Below are 18281 nucleotides of genomic sequence, written 5' to 3'. Positions count from 1 at the left end.
GGTGAAAGGTGTTGGGGTATTTTGCCAAATCAGGAAACCTTTTTCAGAGTTTCCTTAACAAACCTGTTCAGGTATCGCTGTCAGTGTGGCCAGGCGCACAGACTGGCTACACTTATCAACTTTATTTCGATGACACGCTTATTGAACCAAAAAAAGAAATACTGGCGAGCCATAAGCCTGGGGACCCCCTTAGCCTGGAGATCCCAAAAGAATTGCTAAAAGAAGGCAATCACACAGTCGCTTACGCCATCGAAAACCCTGGGAACATGGTTGTTGAGTTTTCAGAAAATACAATCGTATCCGTGGACATCACTCAACCCGGCGCTCCGACTCTCGCCCCCATCATCCTCCCCAGACAAACCCTGAACGGCCTCACCTCCGAAGAACTGGAAAACATGGGTGATGTCCTGACGGGCACGATTGCCGGTTACAACGGCATGCAGGAAGGCGATGTCGTCCGTACCTACTGGAACGACTTACCGGGCCCGATGGCAGTGGTCACCAAAGACGATATGGGCCTTAAGTGTGTAATGGTCTACTTTGTCAGGCCGTTTCTGGAGCTGATTGGTGATATCGAAGCGCCGGTTTACTACACAGTGACCGACCTGGCTGGCAATCAGTCCATGGCCTCAGAAACCCTGGACGTAAAGCTCCAGCTCACGGTGACAACGCCCCTGCCCACCCCAACCATAAAAGAAGCCACCGGCAGCACCCTGGACCCTATCAACGCCTCCGCCGGGGCAACAGTGGTCATCGAGGCCACCGCCAACCTGAAAACCGGCGACCAGGTGATTGTGCAATGGCAGGGGCCGAAAGGCAGTGATACCAAGGAGAAGACACTGACAAGCGCTGAAGCCGGTCAGGCGCTGGAGGTGCTGTTTGCCGCTGTTCTGGTGACTGCCAACGCCGGGCAGACGGTTTCGGTCTCCTACGTCGTGAACCGCACCAACGGTCTGGTGCAGGTATCCGATACTTTGGCGCTGCAGGTTGTGAGCGGGCTGGCCGAGTTGCCTGCACCGCGCATGGATACGGTCGGGGCAGACGGCGTGGTCACGCCTTCGCTGATTCCTGGCTACGGCGCAACGGTGCGGGTGAGTTATCCGGGCGTGGGCGCGCAGGACAGTGTGGTGGTCAACTGGCGCGGCGCGTCCAGCCATGACACGGCGGCGCAGGTTGCAGGGGGTGGCGAATTGCAGTTCAACGTGCCCAAGGCGTTGATCAGCGCCACTGCAGGCCGCTCTGCCACGGTGACTTACACCGTAACCCGCGCAGGGGAGCCCACTGTATCGACCGCGCTACAGCTCAGTGTCAGACAGGAGCTGGTACTGGACACTTCACCGGTAACACTGGCCGGCAAAATCTATCTGCTTCCGGGCTCACCGGACCTGTTGCCGAACTTCCCGGCCGATACCACCGTTCAGCGCCAGGCCAGCGGCGGGCATGCGCCTTATCGATACGCATCGAGTAATCCGCTGGTGGTGAGCGTGGACGGCAATGGCCTGGCTTCTGTTCGAGGTAAAGGTACGGCCACCATTACCGCAACCGATGCGCTGGGCGCGACCAAGAGTTATCCGGTCACTGTTACCGGCGTCATCCATTGCATCGGTGTGGGCAGTGGCAGCTTCTCTCAGATCAGCAAGGCATCGGCCAATAATGGCGCGCGGATTCCGACCATTCACGAGTTGGTGGAAATCTACGCCCTGTACGGCAATCGCTGGCCGATGGGCAACGGCAATTACTGGTCGTCTACCGTTTCAAGCGCGGGTATCGGGGGATGGAACTGGTACTACGTAAAAAACATGGTCTCTGGCGGGAACTTCAAGTTGAAGAGTCACAACTCCAGCCTTGGCGTTTGTATCAAATAATCGACACCTGACGAACCTGTAATCATCACACAGGGCGTTACCTTGACGGGCAACGCCCTGCTTCTATTCATACGCTTTGCAGAGTCAGACCATGCACCGCATACCATCGCCAGCCAAACGCGTCGTTCGTCCTTCGCCTTGTGAAGGCAGTTTTCACGCCCGTGTCAACAGTAAGCCGTTCCAGGCGATGTACCTGTCGGGCCAGTTGGCCCTGCGGGCAGAACTGGAGCACGAACCCGATCGATGGATCTGGAAGCTGATTGTCGATGGCAAGGTGGGCACAGCACGAACCACGATCGGACTGTTTCTGGACAGCGATCTGAAACCCGGCGATCACGACCTGGTGAACCATGCGCAGATCAAAGTGATTTTCAACGAAACGCGACGCAGGCAAAACACGATTTATCATTCGGCCGACTTTCAAAGCGGCACGCTGAGCCTGTTCGAAGCCAATCCCTATACCCTGCGCTTGCGCGGGCGCTTCCGGTTCAACATGTCATCGATCAATTTCGACGTCACCCACGGTTTTTTTGACGTACGTTGCCAATAATTCAGGCACGCAGAAAGCGGGCGATCACCTGCGCCGACTCGACCAGGCACTGGTCATGGCTGATACCTGCCACTTTCAGTGGTTTGAGGTCGTGATTGGCCGTTGGCAACCAGTGCAATTCAATGGCGCTGGACAACGTATACCCCGCCACGCTTTCGCGGTTTCCCAATGCATCGCGCTCACCCTGAACAATAAGGGCCGGCGTTTTCAGCTCGGCCAGATGCGCCACACGCGGTTTTTCCGGTTTACCCACGGCGTAAAACGGATAACCCAGGCATACCAGCGCATCAACCTGCAGTTCATCAGCGATCAAGCTGGCCATTCGCCCGCCCATCGATTTGCCGCCAACCGCCAGCCGCCCCGCAACTAGTGGCCGAACCTGGGCATAGACTTCTCGCCAGCATGCCAGCAATTGCGCCTGCGGATTGGGCGGGCGTTTGCTGCCGCCCTCGCGTCGCTGCGCCATGTAGGGAAACTCGAAGCGCAGCACGCCGATGCCTTGGGCCGCCAAGTGCATGGCCATGCTGTTCATGAACTCGCTGTCCATCGGTGCACCTGCACCATGCGCCAGCAGCAAGGTCGCCGGCGGCAGCGTCGCCAGCGAGTGCCCGGGCGTCCATAGCCAGCCTCTTTCGCGGGTCAGTTGCAGCCATTGCTCCGCGCCGATACCGGGCTGTAAGCCTGTGCTCATGCTTGCCTCGTTTTGATGAGTACGACATTGGCCGACCACTATAAGCAACTGCGCAAGCAACTGCATAACCCGCCGCACATCAGGCACGAATCGCGCGGGCAGATGCTGCGACTTCCCACACTCCTCTTTCAAAGCTAAACTCGCCAGCAGGCGTCTGCTGCAACCATTGACGCTCGTTAGCTTGCCTGTCTGTTCCTGCCCTCGCCTTTTCGGTGTGCTTCGGTGCCATTTCCAGCGATGCATCGCCCGAGCCCGATAACGTCTGCGGTAAACACCTGAATCGTGGAAGTCCGCAATGAGCACAACAATCAGCCCGACCGCCTACAACTACCGAGTGGTGCGCCAGTTCGCCATCATGACCGTGGTCTGGGGCGTGATCGGCATGAGCCTGGGCGTCTTCATCGCGTCGCAACTGGTATGGCCAGGGCTGAACCTCGAACTCGAGTGGACAACCTTCGGGCGCTTGCGACCGCTGCACACCAACCTGGTGATCTTTGCGTTCGGTGGCTGCGCGCTGTTCGCCACCTCTTATTACGTGGTGCAGCGCACCTGTCAGACACGGCTGATTTCCGACGGGCTGGCAGCGTTCACCTTCTGGGGCTGGCAAGCCGTGATTGTCGGCGCCATCGTGACGTTGCCGATGGGTTACACCACCACCAAGGAGTATGCCGAGCTCGAGTGGCCGGTGGCTATCTTGCTGGCCATCGTCTGGGCGGCCTATGCGGCGGTGTTCTTCGGCACTATTGTCAAACGCCGGACCCGGCACATTTATGTCGCCAACTGGTTCTACGGCGCGTTCATTGTGGTGACGGGCATGCTGCACGTCGTCAACCACGTCTCCTTGCCGGTCAGCCTGTTCAAATCCTATTCGGCCTACGCCGGTGCAACCGACGCCATGATCCAGTGGTGGTATGGGCACAACGCAGTGGGGTTTTTCCTGACCACCGGCTTTCTCGGCATGATGTATTACTTCGTGCCAAAGCAGGCTGAACGCCCGGTGTATTCCTATCGCCTGTCTATCGTGCATTTCTGGGCGTTGATCACCCTGTACATCTGGGCCGGCCCGCACCACCTGCACTACACCGCACTGCCGGACTGGGCGCAGTCGCTGGGCATGGTAATGTCGATCATTTTGCTGGTGCCTAGCTGGGGCGGCATGATCAACGGCATGATGACGCTGTCGGGCGCGTGGCATAAATTGCGCACCGATTCGATTCTGCGCTTTCTTGTGGTGGCGCTGGCGTTCTATGGCATGTCGACTTTTGAAGGCCCGATGATGGCCATCAAGACCGTCAACTCGCTGTCGCACTACACCGACTGGACCATCGGCCATGTGCACGCCGGGGCACTGGGCTGGGTGGCAATGATCACCATTGGCTCGGTCTACCACATGATCCCCAAACTCTACGCTCGCCCACAGATGCACAGCGTCGGCCTGATCAACGCGCACTTCTGGCTCGCGACCGTCGGCACCGTGCTGTACATCACCTCGATGTGGGTCAACGGCATCACTCAGGGCCTGATGTGGCGCGCGGTAAATGACGACGGCACGCTCACTTATTCTTTCATCGAGACCATGCAGGCCAGCCATATGGGCTACATCGTGCGGGTGATCGGCGGCGTCATTTTCACCAGCGGCATGCTGCTGATGGCCTACAACGTGTGGCGCACCGTGCGCGCCTCGGACCCGCAAGCAGCGCAGGCCGCTGCGCGCATCGCCGTCGCGGGAGCGCATTGATGAAACACGATGTACTGGAAAAGAATATCGGTCTGCTGGCCTTTTTCATGGTGATTGCCGTGAGCATCGGCGGGCTGACTCAGATCGTCCCGCTGTTCTTTCAGGATGTGACCAATCAACCAATCGAGGGCATGAAGCCGCGCAGCGCGCTGGAAGTCGAAGGCCGCGATGTGTTCATTGCCAACGGTTGCGTGGGTTGCCACTCGCAGATGATCCGCCCGTTACGCGCCGAAACCGAGCGCTACGGGCATTACTCGGTCGCAGGCGAAAGTGTCTGGGATCACCCGTTTCTGTGGGGCTCGAAACGCACCGGGCCGGACCTTGCGCGGATCGGCGGTCGCTACTCGGATGAGTGGCACCGTGTGCACCTGAACAACCCGCGCGACCTGGTCCCTGCCTCGATCATGCCGGCCTATCCGTTTCTGGCCGGCAAACACATCGACAGCACGCAGACCGCGAAAAAGCTGCAAGTGCTGCGCACCCTTGGCACGCCGTACAGCGACGCCGATATTACCGGTGCGGCGGCGGCCGTACAGGGCAAAACCGAAATGGACGCGCTGGTGGCCTACCTGCAAGGCCTCGGCACCCTTATCAAGAGCAAGCGGTGATCAGCATGGACATCGGAATGATTCGGGGTCTCGGCACACTGGTCGTCATGATCGCTTTCATCGGCCTGATGCTGTGGGTGTTCAGCCCTGCACGCAAGGCCCGCTTTGACGACGCGACCCTGCTGCCGTTCGCAGATGACCCCGAGGCCATCGACACCGTCGAGCGGGCCAAGGCCGAGCGAGAAAATCGATCATGAGTACGTTCTGGAGCCTGTACGTCACCCTACTGACGCTGGGCACAATCATCGCCATGCTCTGGCTGCTGCTGTCCACCCGCAAGGGCCAGCGCGAGGAGCCGACCGACGAAAAAGTCGGCCACTCGTTCGACGGCATCGAGGAGTACGACAATCCGCTGCCCAGGTGGTGGTTCCTGCTGTTCATCGCCACCCTTATATTCGCGCTGGCTTATCTGCTGCTGTATCCGGGCCTGGGCAATTGGCAGGGGCTATTGCCCGGTTACGAGTACAGGGACAAGGGCAGCACCTCGCAGTTCTCGGATGGCCAGCAGGGCTGGAGCAGTGTTCACGAGTGGGAGCGCGAAGTCGCCAGTGCCGAGGCACGCTACGGCCCGCTGTTCGCCCGGTATGCAGCGATGCCCGTCGAGGAAGTGGCCAAAGACCCGCAGGCACTGAAAATCGGCGCGCGCCTGTTCGCGTCCAACTGCTCGGTCTGCCATGGCTCCGACGCTAAAGGTGCCTACGGTTTTCCCAACCTCACCGACGCGGACTGGCGCTGGGGCGGCGATGCTCAGGCAATCAAGACGTCGATCATGGCCGGGCGCATGGGCGTGATGCCGGCCTTGGGCGAAGTGCTTGGCGAACAAGGCGTGCGCGATGTATCGGCCTATGTGCTGACCCGACTGGACGCCCGGCAACTGCCCGAAGACGCCAAGGCTGACCCAGTCGCGGGCCAGAAGACTTTCGCCACGCTCTGCGCTGCCTGCCATGGACCGGAAGGCAAAGGCATGCCGATCTTGGGCGCACCGGACCTGACGCACCCGAATGCGTTTATTTACGGTGCCAGTTTCGCCCAGCTTCAACAGACCATCCGCGACGGTCGCCAGGGCCAGATGCCCGCTCAGCAAGCGTTGCAGGGTAATGACCGGGTTCACATCCTCGCCGCCTACGTTTACAGCCTGTCTCGTCAGGAGAAACCGGCAGAGCCCAAGTGATCTGGCTCGATCGGACGTGACTGGACCTGCAGGCCCGTTGCAATTCGAAAGACTTGCAACATTGTAGTTACATCTCTACATGGCTAGACTTACGCATTATCACAACGACGTGTCTGCCCATTCTGGAGCTCGCCCTCATGACAACTACCCTCTCAAGCCGCGAATTCAACCAAGACACCAGCGGGGCTAAAAAGGCTGCGAATGAAGGCCCGGTTTTCATTACCGACCGAGGCCGCCCTGCCCATGTGCTGCTGTCGATCGAGGCGTACCTGCAACTGACCGGCAGTGCAGCGAGTATCGCTGACCTGTTAATCATGCCAACGCACCTCGATATCGAATTCGAGCCGCAACGGGCTGTCATCACGCCTCGACCGGTTGACCTGTCCTGATGTTCCTGCTCGACACCAACGTGGTGTCCGAACTCAGAAAACGCAATGCCGACGCGAACGTGCTCCGCTGGTCGCGAACCCAGATGGCATCCAGCCTGTTCATCTCGTCCATCACGATTCTTGAGCTCGAAACAGGTATCCTGCGGGTCGAACGCCGTGATCCGACACAAGGCGCAGCCCTGCGAATGTGGCTCGACCACCATGTATTGAAAGCCTTCGCCGGGCGCATTCTGCCAATCGACACCCAGGTCGCAAAACGCTGTGCCCAACTGCACGTGCCCGACCCGCGCAGCGAATGTGATGCCCTGATCGCCGCCACAGCGCTGGTGCACGGCATGACCGTGGTCACCCGCAACACAGCAGATTTCAAATCTAGCGGAGCCGCCTTGCTTAATCCCTGGATCAGCCAGTTGAACGAAGAAACGGCCTATTACTCAAGTGCGTCACGTTGAACGCGGCTTTGAACCGGCCTGACCTGTATCGGCGCGGGCTGCGCCAGCGCCGCTGGACCCATCGATGAGCAACCAGATTCCAGTACACGACATCACACCGTCGTCCAACGAGAACAGCGAATACGTTGATCTCTATGCGTCGCGCACGAAAATCCAAACCCGCGCGTTCAAAGGTCTGTTTCGCACGCTGCGCATGGCGGGTGGCGCGGTGTTGCTGCTCATCTTTTTCGGTACGGTCTGGCTCAATCGAAACGGCCATCAGGCTGTGTGGTGGGACCTGCCGGAGCGCAAGTTCTACATCTTCGGCGCGACGTTCTGGCCGCAGGATTTCATCCTGCTCTCGGGGATTCTCATCGTTGCAGCCTTCGGGCTGTTCTTCATCACGGTCTATGCCGGACGTGTCTGGTGCGGCTATACCTGCCCACAGAGCGTCTGGACCTGGATGTTCATGTGGTGCGAGAAAGTCACCGAGGGCGACCGCAACCAGCGTATCAGGCTCGACCATGCCCCGATGAGCGCTGGCAAACTGCTGCGCAAGTTGGCCAAGCACAGCCTGTGGCTGATGATCGGCTTTGCCACGGGCATGACTTTCGTGGGCTATTTCTCGCCGATCCGCGACTTGTGTATAGAACTGTTCACCGGCGAGGCAGATGGCTGGGCGTATTTCTGGGTCGGTTTTTTCACCCTCGCCACTTACCTCAACGCAGGCTGGCTGCGTGAGCAGGTGTGCATCTATATGTGCCCCTACGCGCGGTTCCAGAGCGTGATGTTCGACAAGGACACGCTGGTCATTTCCTACGACCCGCGCCGTGGTGAACCACGCGGGCCGCGCAAGAAGGAAACCGACCATCAGGCTCAGGGGCTCGGTGACTGTATCGACTGCACACTGTGCGTTCAGGTCTGCCCGACCGGCATCGACATTCGCGACGGCCTGCAGGTCGAGTGCATCGGTTGCGCGGCGTGTGTAGACGCTTGCGACACTGTCATGGACAAGATGGACTACCCCCGCGGCCTGATTCGCTACACAACCGAACACAATTTGTCCGGGCAGCGTACCCGCATCTTGCGCCCACGCCTGATCGGTTATGCGCTGGTCCTGCTGCTGATGATCGGGCTGCTGACCACCGCCTTCTGCATGCGCACACTGGTGGGTCTGGAGGTCAGCAAGGACCGCATGCTATTCCGGGAAAACGCCGAAGGCCGGATCGAAAACGTCTACAGCGTGAAGATCATGAACAAGGACCAGGTTGATCACACCTACCTGCTGACTGCCAGCGGCCTGCCTGACCTGAAGCTGCAAGGCCTGCGTGAAATCAACGTTCCGGCGGGCGAGATCATCAGCCTGCCGGTGGCGTTGTCCAGCGCGCCGCAGGCCCTGTCATCGAGCAGCAACGAGGTCATCTTCACCCTCAAGGACATCGACAGCAACACCCGAGTCCAGACCCCAAGCCGTTTCACCGGCCCACTTATTCGGTAAGAGCATCGCCATGCCTGTCGCAACCGTTTCAAGCCCTTGGTACAGGCAATTATGGCCCTGGATCATCATTGGCATCCTGGCCTGCTCGGTGACGTTGAGCCTGTCGATGGTGTTCATTGCCGTCACCAACCCGGACCCATTGGTGACCGACAATTACTACGAGGCAGGCAAAGGCATCAATCGCTCGCTGAACCGCGAAGTGCTGGCCCAGAATCTCAAGCTGCGCGCCAGCATCCATCTGGACGACGTGACCGGCGAGGTCGGGCTGCGCCTGAGCGGCAACAGCCGCCCGCAGCGTCTGGAACTGAACCTGATTTCGCCCACACAGCCCGCCCGTGATCGCCGGGTGTTTCTGAGCCGCAGCCCAACCGAGCCAGACCGCTACATCGGCCAGTTGCAGGACAGCGTCGCAGGCCGGCGCTTTGTCGAGCTGCTGGGCGTTGAAGGCAATCAGACCTGGCGCCTGTTCGAGGAAGAGCTGGTCGGCGCGGCTGACCTGACCCTCGGCGATGAACCGCTGCAAGCTGCGCAACACCGGAACGACTGAACGTGACCGCGCTCAACCGCCCCACGACGCCCTGCTACCACTGCGCCCTGCCCGTGCCGGCCGGCAAGCGCTTCAACGCCGTGGTGCTCGGTGAAACCCGTGAGCTGTGCTGCCCAGGCTGTCAGGCGGTCACCCAAGCCATCGTTACGAGCGGTCTGGAAAGCTATTACCGCCATCGCAGTGAAACATCAGCCAACCCGCAAAGCCTGCCCGCGCAATTGATCGATGAGCTGGCGCTCTACGACCGCCCTGACGTTCAGGCACCGTTCGTGCGCCACGAAGGCGAATTGTCCGAAGCCATTCTGCTGATCGAGGGCATCAGTTGCGCAGCCTGCGGCTGGTTGATCGAAAAGCGTCTGGGCCGGTTGCCGGCTGTTGCCGAGGCGCGCATGAACCTCTCGACGCATCGTCTGCAGGTGCGCTGGCGCAGCGATCAACTGGCCCTCAGCCAACTGCTGAGCGAACTGCACGCCATCGGTTACGTCGCCCATCCGTGGCAGGCCGACCGCGCTGCCGAACGGTTGGCGAGTGAAAATCGCCTGGCCTTGCGGCAACTGGGCGTCGCCGGCCTACTGTGGTTTCAGGCAATGATGGCAACCATGGCCACCTGGCCTGAGTTCAACATCGACCTCAGCCCGCAGATGCACACCATCCTGCGCTGGGTGGCGCTGTTTCTGACCACGCCTATCGTGTTCTACAGTTGCGCGCCGTTCTTTCGCGGTGCCTTGCGTGACCTGCGCAACCGCCAACTGACGATGGACGTTTCGGTGTCGCTGGCCATAGGCGCAGCCTATGTGGCAGGCATCTGGACCGCAATCACCGGCACAGGCGAGCTGTATTTCGATGCCGTCGGCATGTTCGCCCTGTTTCTGCTGGCCGGGCGCTATCTGGAACGCCGGGCCCGGGAGCGCACCGCCGCGGCCACCGCGCAACTGGTCAATCTGCTGCCTGCCTCATGCCTGCGCCTTGATGAGGACGGCCAAAGCCCGCGCATCATGCTCAGTGAGCTGCGTTTGGCTGACCGGGTACTGGTGCGGCCCGGTGCGGTGATTCCAGCTGACGGCACCATTGTCGAGGGTCAATCCAGTGTCGATGAGTCGCTGCTGACCGGCGAATACCTGCCACAGGCACGCAGTGTGGGCGATGCGGTCACTGCCGGGACGCTGAATGTCGACAGTCCGCTGACCGTCAAGGTGACGGCGCTGGGTCAGGAAACCCGTCTTTCGGCCATTGTTCGCCTGCTAGAACGCGCCCAGGCAGAAAAGCCCCGCCTCGCACAACTGGCCGACCGGGCGGCGCAGCTTTTTTTGCTGTTTTCGCTGATGGCTGCTGCGCTGATCGGGGTAATCTGGTGGCAGATCGACGCATCACGGGCGTTCTGGATTGTGCTGGCAATGCTGGTCGCCACCTGCCCCTGCGCGCTGTCGCTGGCAACCCCGACAGCCCTGACCGCAGCCACCGGCACACTGCACACACTCGGCCTGCTGTTGACCCGTGGTCATGTGCTGGAAGGCCTGAATCAGATCGACACGGTCATCTTCGACAAGACCGGCACCCTGACCGAAGGGCGCCTGGTGCTGCGCAGCGTTCAGCCGCTGGGCACGCTCGACGCTGACACCTGCATGGAACTGGCAGCGGCGCTGGAAAACCGCTCCGAGCACCCCATCGCGCGCGCCTTTGGCCATGCACCTGTGGCCGCTGAAGACGTGCACAGCACACCGGGGCTGGGCCTTGAAGGCATTGTCGGTACCCGCCGCTTGCGCATCGGTCAGCCGGCTTTTGCCTGCGCCCTGAGCGGCACTGAAACGCTGTCGATAACAGACCCATCCGGGCAGTGGCTGCTGCTCGGCGACACCCAAGGCCCTCTGGCATGGTTGGTGCTGGACGACCGACTTCGCGACGATGCGCATGGCTTGTTACACGCCTGCAAGGCCCGTGGCTGGAAAACCCTGCTGCTGTCCGGCGACAGTTCGCCCATGGTTGCCAGCGTCGCGCAGGTACTGGGTATCGAAGACGCCCGTGGCGGCTTGCGTCCCGACGATAAACTGGCCGTGCTGCGGGAGCTGCAGGCTCAGGGGCATAAAGTGCTGATGGTCGGTGACGGCGTGAACGACGTACCGGTCATGGCCGCTGCCGACATCAGCGTGGCGATGGGCTCGGCCACTGACCTTGCAAAAACCAGCGCCGACGCCGTCTTGCTCTGCAACCGCTTGCCGGTGCTGATCGACGCATTGACCCTGGCCCGACGTACCCGGCGCATCATTATCGAAAACCTGGTCTGGGCCGGTCTGTACAATGGCCTCATGTTGCCGTTCGCAGCGCTGGGCTGGATCACCCCGATCTGGGCAGCGATTGGCATGTCGGTCAGTTCCTTGATCGTGGTGCTCAACGCACTGCGCCTGACCCGCGTGCCGCGCGCTGCACACCTGTCGCAAACCGCCCCGGAGGTTTCATGCCCGCGCTTTACATCATGATCCCCGCTGCCCTGCTGCTGGTGGGTATCGCGATTTACGTTTTTTTCTGGGCGGTGGACAGCGGCCAGTACGACGACATGGAAGGCCCGGCACACAGCATTCTGTTCGATGACCCGCCGCCTGCGGATCAGCACCCGCCAGCGCATCACACGCCGGGCACTGACGAGAAGCACGATGTTTGAGCTGGCGCCGGTGTTGCTGTCCGCGCTTGTTCTCGGCCTGCTGGGCGGCGGTCATTGCCTGGGAATGTGTGGCGGCCTGATGGGTGCACTGACGCTGGCTATCCCCAAAGAGCAGCGCAACCGTCGCTTTCGCCTGCTGCTGGCCTATAACCTTGGGCGCATTCTCAGCTACGCCGTGGCAGGCTTTTGTTCCGGGCTGGTTGGCTGGGCGGTCGCGCAAAGCCCGCTGGCAACGGGTTTGCGGGTCATGGCGGCGGTATTGCTGATTGTCATGGGCCTGTATCTGGCCGGTTGGTGGAGCGGGCTCACACACATCGAGCGCCTGGGCCGAGGGCTGTGGCGCTACGTGCAGCCGCTGGCCAGTCGCTTGCTGCCAGTGTCCAGCCTGCCGCGCGCCTTGTTGCTCGGCGCCCTGTGGGGCTGGCTGCCCTGCGGGCTGGTCTACAGCGCCCTGCTCTGGGCCGCAAGCCAGGGCAACCCGGTCGACAGCGCACTGCTGATGCTGGCCTTCGGGCTGGGTACCTGGCCGGTTCTGCTGGCCACCGGGCTTGCCGCTGAACGCACCACTGCGCTGCTGCGCAAGCGTGGCGTTCGTGTGGCGGGCGGGCTGCTGGTGATCGTGTTTGGTGTGTGGACCCTACCGGGGCCTCATCAGCACTGGCTGATGGGGCATTGAACCGGGCCGTTCCCGCCTTTTGATCCACATCAAGGCCCGCCACTGATCGTCTGCGTATGCTCGGCGCATCGCCAGCCTGACCAGGAAACGCGCGCATGCTTGACGCCATTCGTTGGGATTCAGACCTGATCCATCGCTACGATGTGGCAGGACCGCGCTACACGTCTTATCCGACCGCCGTGCAATTTGATACCCGGGCAGGCGCATTCGAGCTGCTGCACGCCCTGCGGGAAAGTCGCAAGGCGCGGCGTCCGTTGTCGCTTTACGTGCACATCCCATTCTGCGCAAATATTTGCTACTACTGTGCGTGCAACAAAGTGATCACCAAGGATCGCGGCCGGGCACAGGCTTACCTGCAGCGGCTTGAACACGAAATCCGGATGCTTGCCTGCCATCTGGCGCCCAGCCAGGTGGTCGAGCAACTGCACCTGGGCGGCGGCACACCGACCTTCCTCAGCCATGATGAACTGCGTCGCCTGATGGCCCGGTTGCGCGCGCATTTCACGCTGCTGGAGGATGATTCCGGCGACTATGGCATCGAGATCGACCCGCGCGAAGCGGATTGGGCAAGCATGGGTCTGCTGCGCGAACTGGGTTTCAACCGGGTCAGCCTTGGCGTGCAGGACCTTGACCCGACAGTGCAACGGGCGATCAACCGCATGCAGAGCCTGGAAGAAACCCGCGCCATCGTCGAGGCCGCACGCACGTTGCAATTTCGCTCGGTGAACATCGACCTGATCTACGGCCTGCCCAGACAAACCCCGCAAGGGTTCAGCCGCACGGTGGACGAAATCATCGAGTTGCAGCCTGATCGGCTGTCAGTGTTCAACTACGCCCATCTGCCGGAACGCTTCATGCCGCAGCGGCGCATCGACGCGTCGGACCTGCCGGATGCGCACACCAAGCTACTCATGCTGGAGCGTACCGTCGAGCAACTGACCGACGCAGGTTACCGGTACATCGGAATGGACCACTTCGCCCTGCCCGATGACGAGTTGGCCATCGCTCAGGAAGAACTGACCCTGCACCGCAACTTTCAGGGCTACACCACGCATGGCCACTGCGACCTGATCGGGCTGGGGGTTTCGGCCATCAGCCAGGTCGGCGACCTGTACAGCCAGAACAGCAGCGACCTGAACGACTATCAGCGGCTGCTGGACAGTGATCAACCCGCAACACTGCGCGGGCTGATCTGCAGCGAGGACGACCGGATCAGACGCGCCGTCATCCAGCAGTTGATCTGCCACTTCACCCTGAATTTCAGTGAACTGGAAAAAGCGTTCGCCATAAGTTTCCGGGACTACTTCGCCGATGCGTGGCCGCAGTTGCTGTGCATGGCAGACGACGGGCTGATTACGCTGAGCGATAGTGCAATTGAAGTCAGGCCAGCGGGCCGGTTGCTGGTGCGCTCGGTGTGCATGGTATTTGACGCGTACCTGACCCGGCAGAACAGGCAGCAGTTCTCCCGGGCGATATAAACGAACAGGCGGTAACGCCTTACATCTTCGCCAGAACCAGCATGCCGGCGTTGATCTTGTCGGAGTCGCTGGATTTCAGGCTGTTCATGAGCGACGAGAGATCCGCTGTAGCGTTGCTCATCTGCGCCTGCAACGTGCTGAGCACGGTCTGCAGCGCAGCAGCCTTGGTCCGGCGCTCTTCAGGGTCCAGACTCTGGTCGTTGAGAACCTTTTGCAACTGATCCATGGTTTCCTCGATCTTGCGTTGCAGCTCGCGAATCCCCTTGAGAATCTTCTGCACAGAGGCAGGCAGGCCACTCTGCTCGATATCCGCATCTCTTGAGGATGACGATGCGGCCGCCTTGCCTTCCGAAGACAGATTGACCTCCACACTTTTGGCGCTGCTGGCAGACGCTTCGACGTTGCTGTCTGCTGTCTGGCTGTAGGTGACTTGCGATGTCGCCGTACGGATCGTGATGCTGTTGATCAGCGGGAGCGTCATGGACATGACAAGATGCATCCTGAGTCAGTGAGAGATACCGGCCTATCGGCCGACCGTCTGGAAACTTGATCGGGCAGCGAGCCTTCCAAGGCTGGCCCCGACAAGCGATGGTGAGTTACCCTTACGGCTTATGTGTGTTTTCCCACAAGGAATTTAGTGATGTCCGAGCCAGTCAAGTTGCGTGCTCACACCCAGGCTCATTGCAAGGATTGCAGTCTCGCCCCGCTCTGCCTGCCCCTCTCGCTGAACACAGACGACATGGACTCCCTCGATCAGATCGTCAAACGTGGCCGTCCGCTGAAGAAAGGTGAGTTCCTGTTTCGTCAGGGGGACACCTTCGAGTCGGTCTATGCGGTGCGTTCCGGGGCTTTGAAAACCTTCAATATCAGTGACAACGGTGAAGAACAGCTCACCGGTTTTCACCTGCCCAGCGAGCTGGTGGGCTTGTCAGGCATGGACGCCGAGGCTTACCCGGTTTCGGCGCAGGCGCTGGAAACCACCTCGGTGTGCGAAATTCCGTTCGAGCGCCTGGACGAGCTTTCGGTGCAACTGCCACAACTGCGTCGGCAGTTGATGCGCGTGATGAGCCGCGAGATTCGCGACGATCAGCAAATGATGCTGCTGCTCTCGAAAAAGACCGCAGACGAGCGTATTGCCACGTTTCTGATCAATCTGTCGGCGCGCTTCCGGGCTCGGGGTTTCTCGGCCAATCAGTTCCGCCTGAGCATGTCGCGTAGCGAAATCGGTAATCATCTGGGCCTGGCGGTCGAAACAGTGTCGCGGGTGTTTACCCGGTTTCAGCAAAATCAGCTGGTTAGTGCAGAAGGCAAAGAGATTCATATCCTCGCCCCCATCGAACTGTGCGCGCTGGCGGGCGGTGCGATGCAAAGCTGAAACGTGCGATCTGTGGCAGGTCAGCTTAAACTGTCGGCCAAACCTGCTATGGATCCTCACGATGACCTTCGATCAATCGAACTTCAAATCCCTGATACGCCCGGTCGTAGACTTCCCCAAGCCGGGTGTGGTTTTTCGCGACATCACGCCCCTGTTCCAGTCGCCCAAAGCCACCCGTCAGGTAATCGACAGTTTCGTGCAGCGCTATATCGATGCCGATTTCAGCCACATCGGCGTCATGGATGCACGGGGTTTTCTGATTGGTTCAGTGGTCGCGTATCAGTTGAACAAGCCGCTGGTGCTGTTTCGCAAGCAGGGCAAACTGCCAGCTGACGTGCTGTCCGAGGCCTATCAGACCGAATACGGCGAAGCGTATCTGGAAGTGCACGCAGACAGTCTGTGCGAGGGTAATTCAGTCATCATGTTCGATGACCTGATTGCTACCGGCGGCACGCTGATCGCCGCCGCCAACCTGATCCGCCGTATGGGCGCCCAGGTGCACGAAGCCGCTGCAATCATCGACTTGCCGGAACTGGGTGGCTCCAAGCGTCTTAACGACCTGAACATCCCGACGTTTTGCCTGACGGAATTTGCGTTGGACGAGCAGTAAGACGGGGCGCGGAGCGTCATGAAGACGCGCAGCGTCGCACGATAGTTGAGATTCTCGTTCCTCACGCTCCAGCGTGGGAATGCAGTTCTGAACGCTCTGCGTCCGATCTTGACTGTGCAGCGAAGAAAAACTAGCCCGCTGTATTGCCGTGCAGTTTGGTCATCAACTGCGCTTCGGCCTGGGTCAGGCCGCAGGACTGGGTCAGTTCGTCGATGCTGGCACCCATGCCGACCAGGCGTGCGGCCTGGGCGAAGGACAGCGTCGAGGGATCGCGCTGCTCCAGTGCCGTGAGCTTGTCCGGCAACGGCGCAACAGTGGCGCGCAGCTCGTGCAACGCTTCGCCCATGCGCACCGTGCCGTTCTGGTAGTTGTCCAGACGCCTGGCCAACTCCTTGATCCGCTGATCACGCAAGGCAGCCGCATCATCACGCTCGGTGTCGAGCTTGCGCTGACGCCTGGTATGGGCCAGGAACATAAACAGGGTGACCACCCAGAGAATGCCCAGGAAGACGACAGCTACCTCAAAGATCAATCAGATGCTCTCCAGTTCGGACCACTCTTCTTCGGACATCATTTTGTCCAGTTCGACCAGAATCAACAGTTCGCCGTTCTTGTTGCAAACGCCCTGAATGAACTTGGCCGATTCGTCGTTACCCACGTTTGGCGCAGTTTCGACTTCGGACTGACGCAAGTAAACCACTTCCGCCACGCTGTCGACCAGAATACCGACTACTTGCTTGTCGGCTTCGATGATCACAATACGCGTGTTGTCGCTGACTTCAACAGGTGCCAGGCCAAAACGCTGACGGGTGTCGATCACGGTCACAACGTTACCGCGCAGGTTGATGATGCCCAGCACGTAGCTTGGCGCACCCGGCACCGGAGCGATCTCGGTGTAGCGCAGCACTTCCTGCACCTGCATCACGTTGATGCCATAGGACTCATTGTCCAGGCGGAACGTAACCCATTGCAGGATAGGATCTTCGGAACCTTGTGCAGACGACTTATTCATAACCCCAACCCCTCACGTGTGTTCTTTGCAGGTGATGCCTGTGGCATCGACCCATGATTATTTCGATCTGTTCAACTGCTTGACCGCGCCACTGGCTATCAACTCGGCCAACTCTGCAACATCCAGCAACGCGCACATGTGTTCAATCACCGTGCCCGCCAACCAGGGACGCTGACCTCGCTGCGAGCGCCATTTGATCTCGTTCGGATCAAGACGCAACGAACGGCTGACCTGATGCACCGCCAGCCCCCATTCGTATCCCTGCACCGAGATCACATACTGCAATCCCTGGCGAAAATCGTCGCGGTAGCGATCCGGCATGATCCAGCGCGCGGTATCCAACACTTTCAGGTTGCCCGCCTGACTTGGCAGGATTCCGAGAAACCAGTCCGGCTGACCGAACAGTGGCGTCAGCTCCTGCCCCGCCAGCGGATAAATCGACCCCAGACACACCAGCGGCACCGCCAGCGTCAAACCAGCCACATCGAACAACAGACATTCAAACGGCTCGGCGGCCCAGGCCGGACGTCCATCGCTGGTTGGCGGTGGGGTCGGCGTGCGCTGTGTGACCAGCGTACTCAACTCGGCAACCGGCTCGACCCGTTCAACGGTCGGTGTAGCGGCTACAACCGGCACCGCCTCGGCAACAATCACCGGAGCGACTTCAACAACTGCAACCGGCGCTGCAACCTTCACCGCCACAGCCACCGGAGCCGGTGCAGCCACCGCGACCGCCAACGGCTTGATCTGCGCCTGCATGCGCGCATCAAAGGCCTGCTCTTCGAGCACAGCGGCCTGAAAATCATCAAGACTGCTGGAGGGCTCTTCGAGCACTTCAGTGGCGTCATACAGCAATGCATCCAGATAAGACTGCAAAGCCAGCTTGGGTCGTGTTGCAACTTCTAACGGGCGGTTCATACCAGGGCCCAACCAAAAATGGAGCATGTGCAGCCTGATACAGTTATCGGCCGCATTGAGGCATCACT

General features: G+C 60.2%; 21 protein-coding genes. 16 read left to right on the top strand and 5 right to left on the bottom strand.

Going from position 1 to position 18281, the window contains the following annotated elements; translation table 11 throughout:
* Positions 1-8: 8 nt before the first annotated feature.
* The gene (locus tag PSPTO_RS10420) at positions 9-1865 is read left to right on the top strand and encodes an Ig-like domain-containing protein (protein ID WP_011103800.1); all 1857 of its coding nucleotides are present in this window, start codon (positions 9-11) and stop codon (positions 1863-1865) included.
* Positions 1866-1956: 91 nt separating this feature from the next.
* Positions 1957-2415, top strand: coding sequence for a hypothetical protein (locus PSPTO_RS10415; RefSeq protein ID WP_046464008.1), 459 nt, complete (start codon positions 1957-1959; stop codon positions 2413-2415).
* 1 nt (position 2416) lies between these two features.
* Here PSPTO_RS10415 and PSPTO_RS10410 read toward each other — a convergent pair whose 3' ends face one another.
* Positions 2417-3106, bottom strand: a complete 690-nt coding sequence (locus tag PSPTO_RS10410; protein ID WP_010207888.1) for an alpha/beta family hydrolase — start codon at positions 3104-3106, stop codon at positions 2417-2419.
* Between the two features lie 295 nt (positions 3107-3401).
* On the opposite strand from PSPTO_RS10410, the gene ccoN reads away from it, so the two are divergent.
* The 12 genes from ccoN to hemN all read left to right on the top strand — a co-directional run bounded on the left by ccoN (position 3402) and on the right by hemN (position 14298).
* Positions 3402-4844: a cytochrome-c oxidase, cbb3-type subunit I gene (ccoN, locus tag PSPTO_RS10405; RefSeq protein ID WP_011103797.1), complete on the top strand. Its 1443-nt coding sequence runs from the start codon at positions 3402-3404 to the stop codon at positions 4842-4844.
* Positions 4844-5452, top strand: coding sequence for a cytochrome-c oxidase, cbb3-type subunit II (ccoO, locus tag PSPTO_RS10400; protein WP_011103796.1), 609 nt, complete (start codon positions 4844-4846; stop codon positions 5450-5452). The genes ccoN and ccoO overlap by 1 nt, the downstream gene beginning before the upstream one ends.
* Positions 5453-5457: 5 nt before the next feature.
* Positions 5458-5649, top strand: coding sequence for a CcoQ/FixQ family Cbb3-type cytochrome c oxidase assembly chaperone (locus tag PSPTO_RS10395; RefSeq protein WP_005766941.1), 192 nt, complete (start codon positions 5458-5460; stop codon positions 5647-5649).
* On the top strand, positions 5646-6623 hold the full coding sequence (gene ccoP / locus PSPTO_RS10390; protein WP_005766943.1) for a cytochrome-c oxidase, cbb3-type subunit III: 978 nt from the start codon (positions 5646-5648) through the stop codon (positions 6621-6623). The genes PSPTO_RS10395 and ccoP overlap by 4 nt, the downstream gene beginning before the upstream one ends.
* A gap of 137 nt (positions 6624-6760) precedes the next feature.
* A complete protein-coding gene (locus PSPTO_RS10385; RefSeq protein ID WP_005766946.1) occupies positions 6761-7012 on the top strand; it encodes a type II toxin-antitoxin system Phd/YefM family antitoxin in 252 nt (83 codons plus the stop codon).
* Positions 7012-7464: a type II toxin-antitoxin system VapC family toxin gene (locus PSPTO_RS10380; protein ID WP_005766948.1), complete on the top strand. Its 453-nt coding sequence runs from the start codon at positions 7012-7014 to the stop codon at positions 7462-7464. The genes PSPTO_RS10385 and PSPTO_RS10380 overlap by 1 nt, the downstream gene beginning before the upstream one ends.
* 64 nt (positions 7465-7528) lie before the next feature.
* Positions 7529-8941 (top strand): cytochrome c oxidase accessory protein CcoG, encoded by a 1413-nt coding sequence (gene ccoG / locus PSPTO_RS10375; RefSeq protein WP_007244349.1) that lies wholly within the window; start codon positions 7529-7531, stop codon positions 8939-8941.
* A 10-nt stretch (positions 8942-8951) separates the two neighbouring features.
* The gene (locus PSPTO_RS10370) at positions 8952-9488 is read left to right on the top strand and encodes a FixH family protein (protein WP_011103795.1); all 537 of its coding nucleotides are present in this window, start codon (positions 8952-8954) and stop codon (positions 9486-9488) included.
* 2 nt (positions 9489-9490) lie between these two features.
* The gene (locus tag PSPTO_RS10365; protein WP_005766952.1) at positions 9491-11962 is read left to right on the top strand and encodes a heavy metal translocating P-type ATPase; all 2472 of its coding nucleotides are present in this window, start codon (positions 9491-9493) and stop codon (positions 11960-11962) included.
* The gene (gene ccoS, locus PSPTO_RS10360; protein WP_005766953.1) at positions 11941-12144 is read left to right on the top strand and encodes a cbb3-type cytochrome oxidase assembly protein CcoS; all 204 of its coding nucleotides are present in this window, start codon (positions 11941-11943) and stop codon (positions 12142-12144) included. The genes PSPTO_RS10365 and ccoS overlap by 22 nt, the downstream gene beginning before the upstream one ends.
* On the top strand, positions 12137-12820 hold the full coding sequence (locus PSPTO_RS10355) for a sulfite exporter TauE/SafE family protein (protein ID WP_005766954.1): 684 nt from the start codon (positions 12137-12139) through the stop codon (positions 12818-12820). The genes ccoS and PSPTO_RS10355 overlap by 8 nt, the downstream gene beginning before the upstream one ends.
* 95 nt (positions 12821-12915) lie before the next feature.
* Positions 12916-14298: an oxygen-independent coproporphyrinogen III oxidase gene (gene hemN / locus PSPTO_RS10350; protein WP_011103794.1), complete on the top strand. Its 1383-nt coding sequence runs from the start codon at positions 12916-12918 to the stop codon at positions 14296-14298.
* A 19-nt stretch (positions 14299-14317) separates the two neighbouring features.
* On the opposite strand, the gene PSPTO_RS10345 is transcribed toward hemN, so the two are convergent.
* Positions 14318-14785, bottom strand: a complete 468-nt coding sequence (locus tag PSPTO_RS10345) for a hypothetical protein (protein WP_005766956.1) — start codon at positions 14783-14785, stop codon at positions 14318-14320.
* Positions 14786-14938: 153 nt separating this feature from the next.
* Here PSPTO_RS10345 and fnr point away from each other — a divergent pair, with 153 nt between their 5' ends.
* Both fnr and PSPTO_RS10335 read left to right on the top strand, forming a co-directional pair.
* On the top strand, positions 14939-15673 hold the full coding sequence (gene fnr, locus PSPTO_RS10340; protein ID WP_007244356.1) for a fumarate/nitrate reduction transcriptional regulator Fnr: 735 nt from the start codon (positions 14939-14941) through the stop codon (positions 15671-15673).
* 61 nt (positions 15674-15734) lie between these two features.
* Positions 15735-16283 carry an adenine phosphoribosyltransferase gene (locus PSPTO_RS10335; RefSeq protein WP_005766964.1) on the top strand — a complete coding sequence of 183 codons (549 nt, stop codon included), beginning with the start codon at positions 15735-15737 and terminating at the stop codon, positions 16281-16283.
* A gap of 130 nt (positions 16284-16413) precedes the next feature.
* Here the strand turns inward: PSPTO_RS10335 and PSPTO_RS10330 are convergent, their stop codons facing one another.
* From PSPTO_RS10330 to PSPTO_RS10320, 3 genes are read right to left on the bottom strand one after another with little or no spacing between them, the layout of a single operon-like run.
* Positions 16414-16815 carry a DUF2802 domain-containing protein gene (locus tag PSPTO_RS10330; RefSeq protein WP_005766966.1) on the bottom strand — a complete coding sequence of 134 codons (402 nt, stop codon included), beginning with the start codon at positions 16813-16815 and terminating at the stop codon, positions 16414-16416.
* Positions 16816-17295: a chemotaxis protein CheW gene (locus PSPTO_RS10325; protein WP_002554262.1), complete on the bottom strand. Its 480-nt coding sequence runs from the start codon at positions 17293-17295 to the stop codon at positions 16816-16818.
* A gap of 57 nt (positions 17296-17352) precedes the next feature.
* Positions 17353-18240 (bottom strand): CheW domain-containing protein, encoded by an 888-nt coding sequence (locus PSPTO_RS10320; RefSeq protein WP_007244357.1) that lies wholly within the window; start codon positions 18238-18240, stop codon positions 17353-17355.
* Positions 18241-18281 lie beyond the last annotated feature (41 nt).

Origin of the sequence: Pseudomonas syringae pv. tomato str. DC3000, from assembly GCF_000007805.1 — a bacterium.
Taxonomy (GTDB): Bacteria; Pseudomonadota; Gammaproteobacteria; order Pseudomonadales; family Pseudomonadaceae; genus Aquipseudomonas; species Aquipseudomonas avellanae.
Note: the sequence above shows the minus strand (reverse complement) of the source record. Positions and strands in the feature narration are given on the sequence as shown.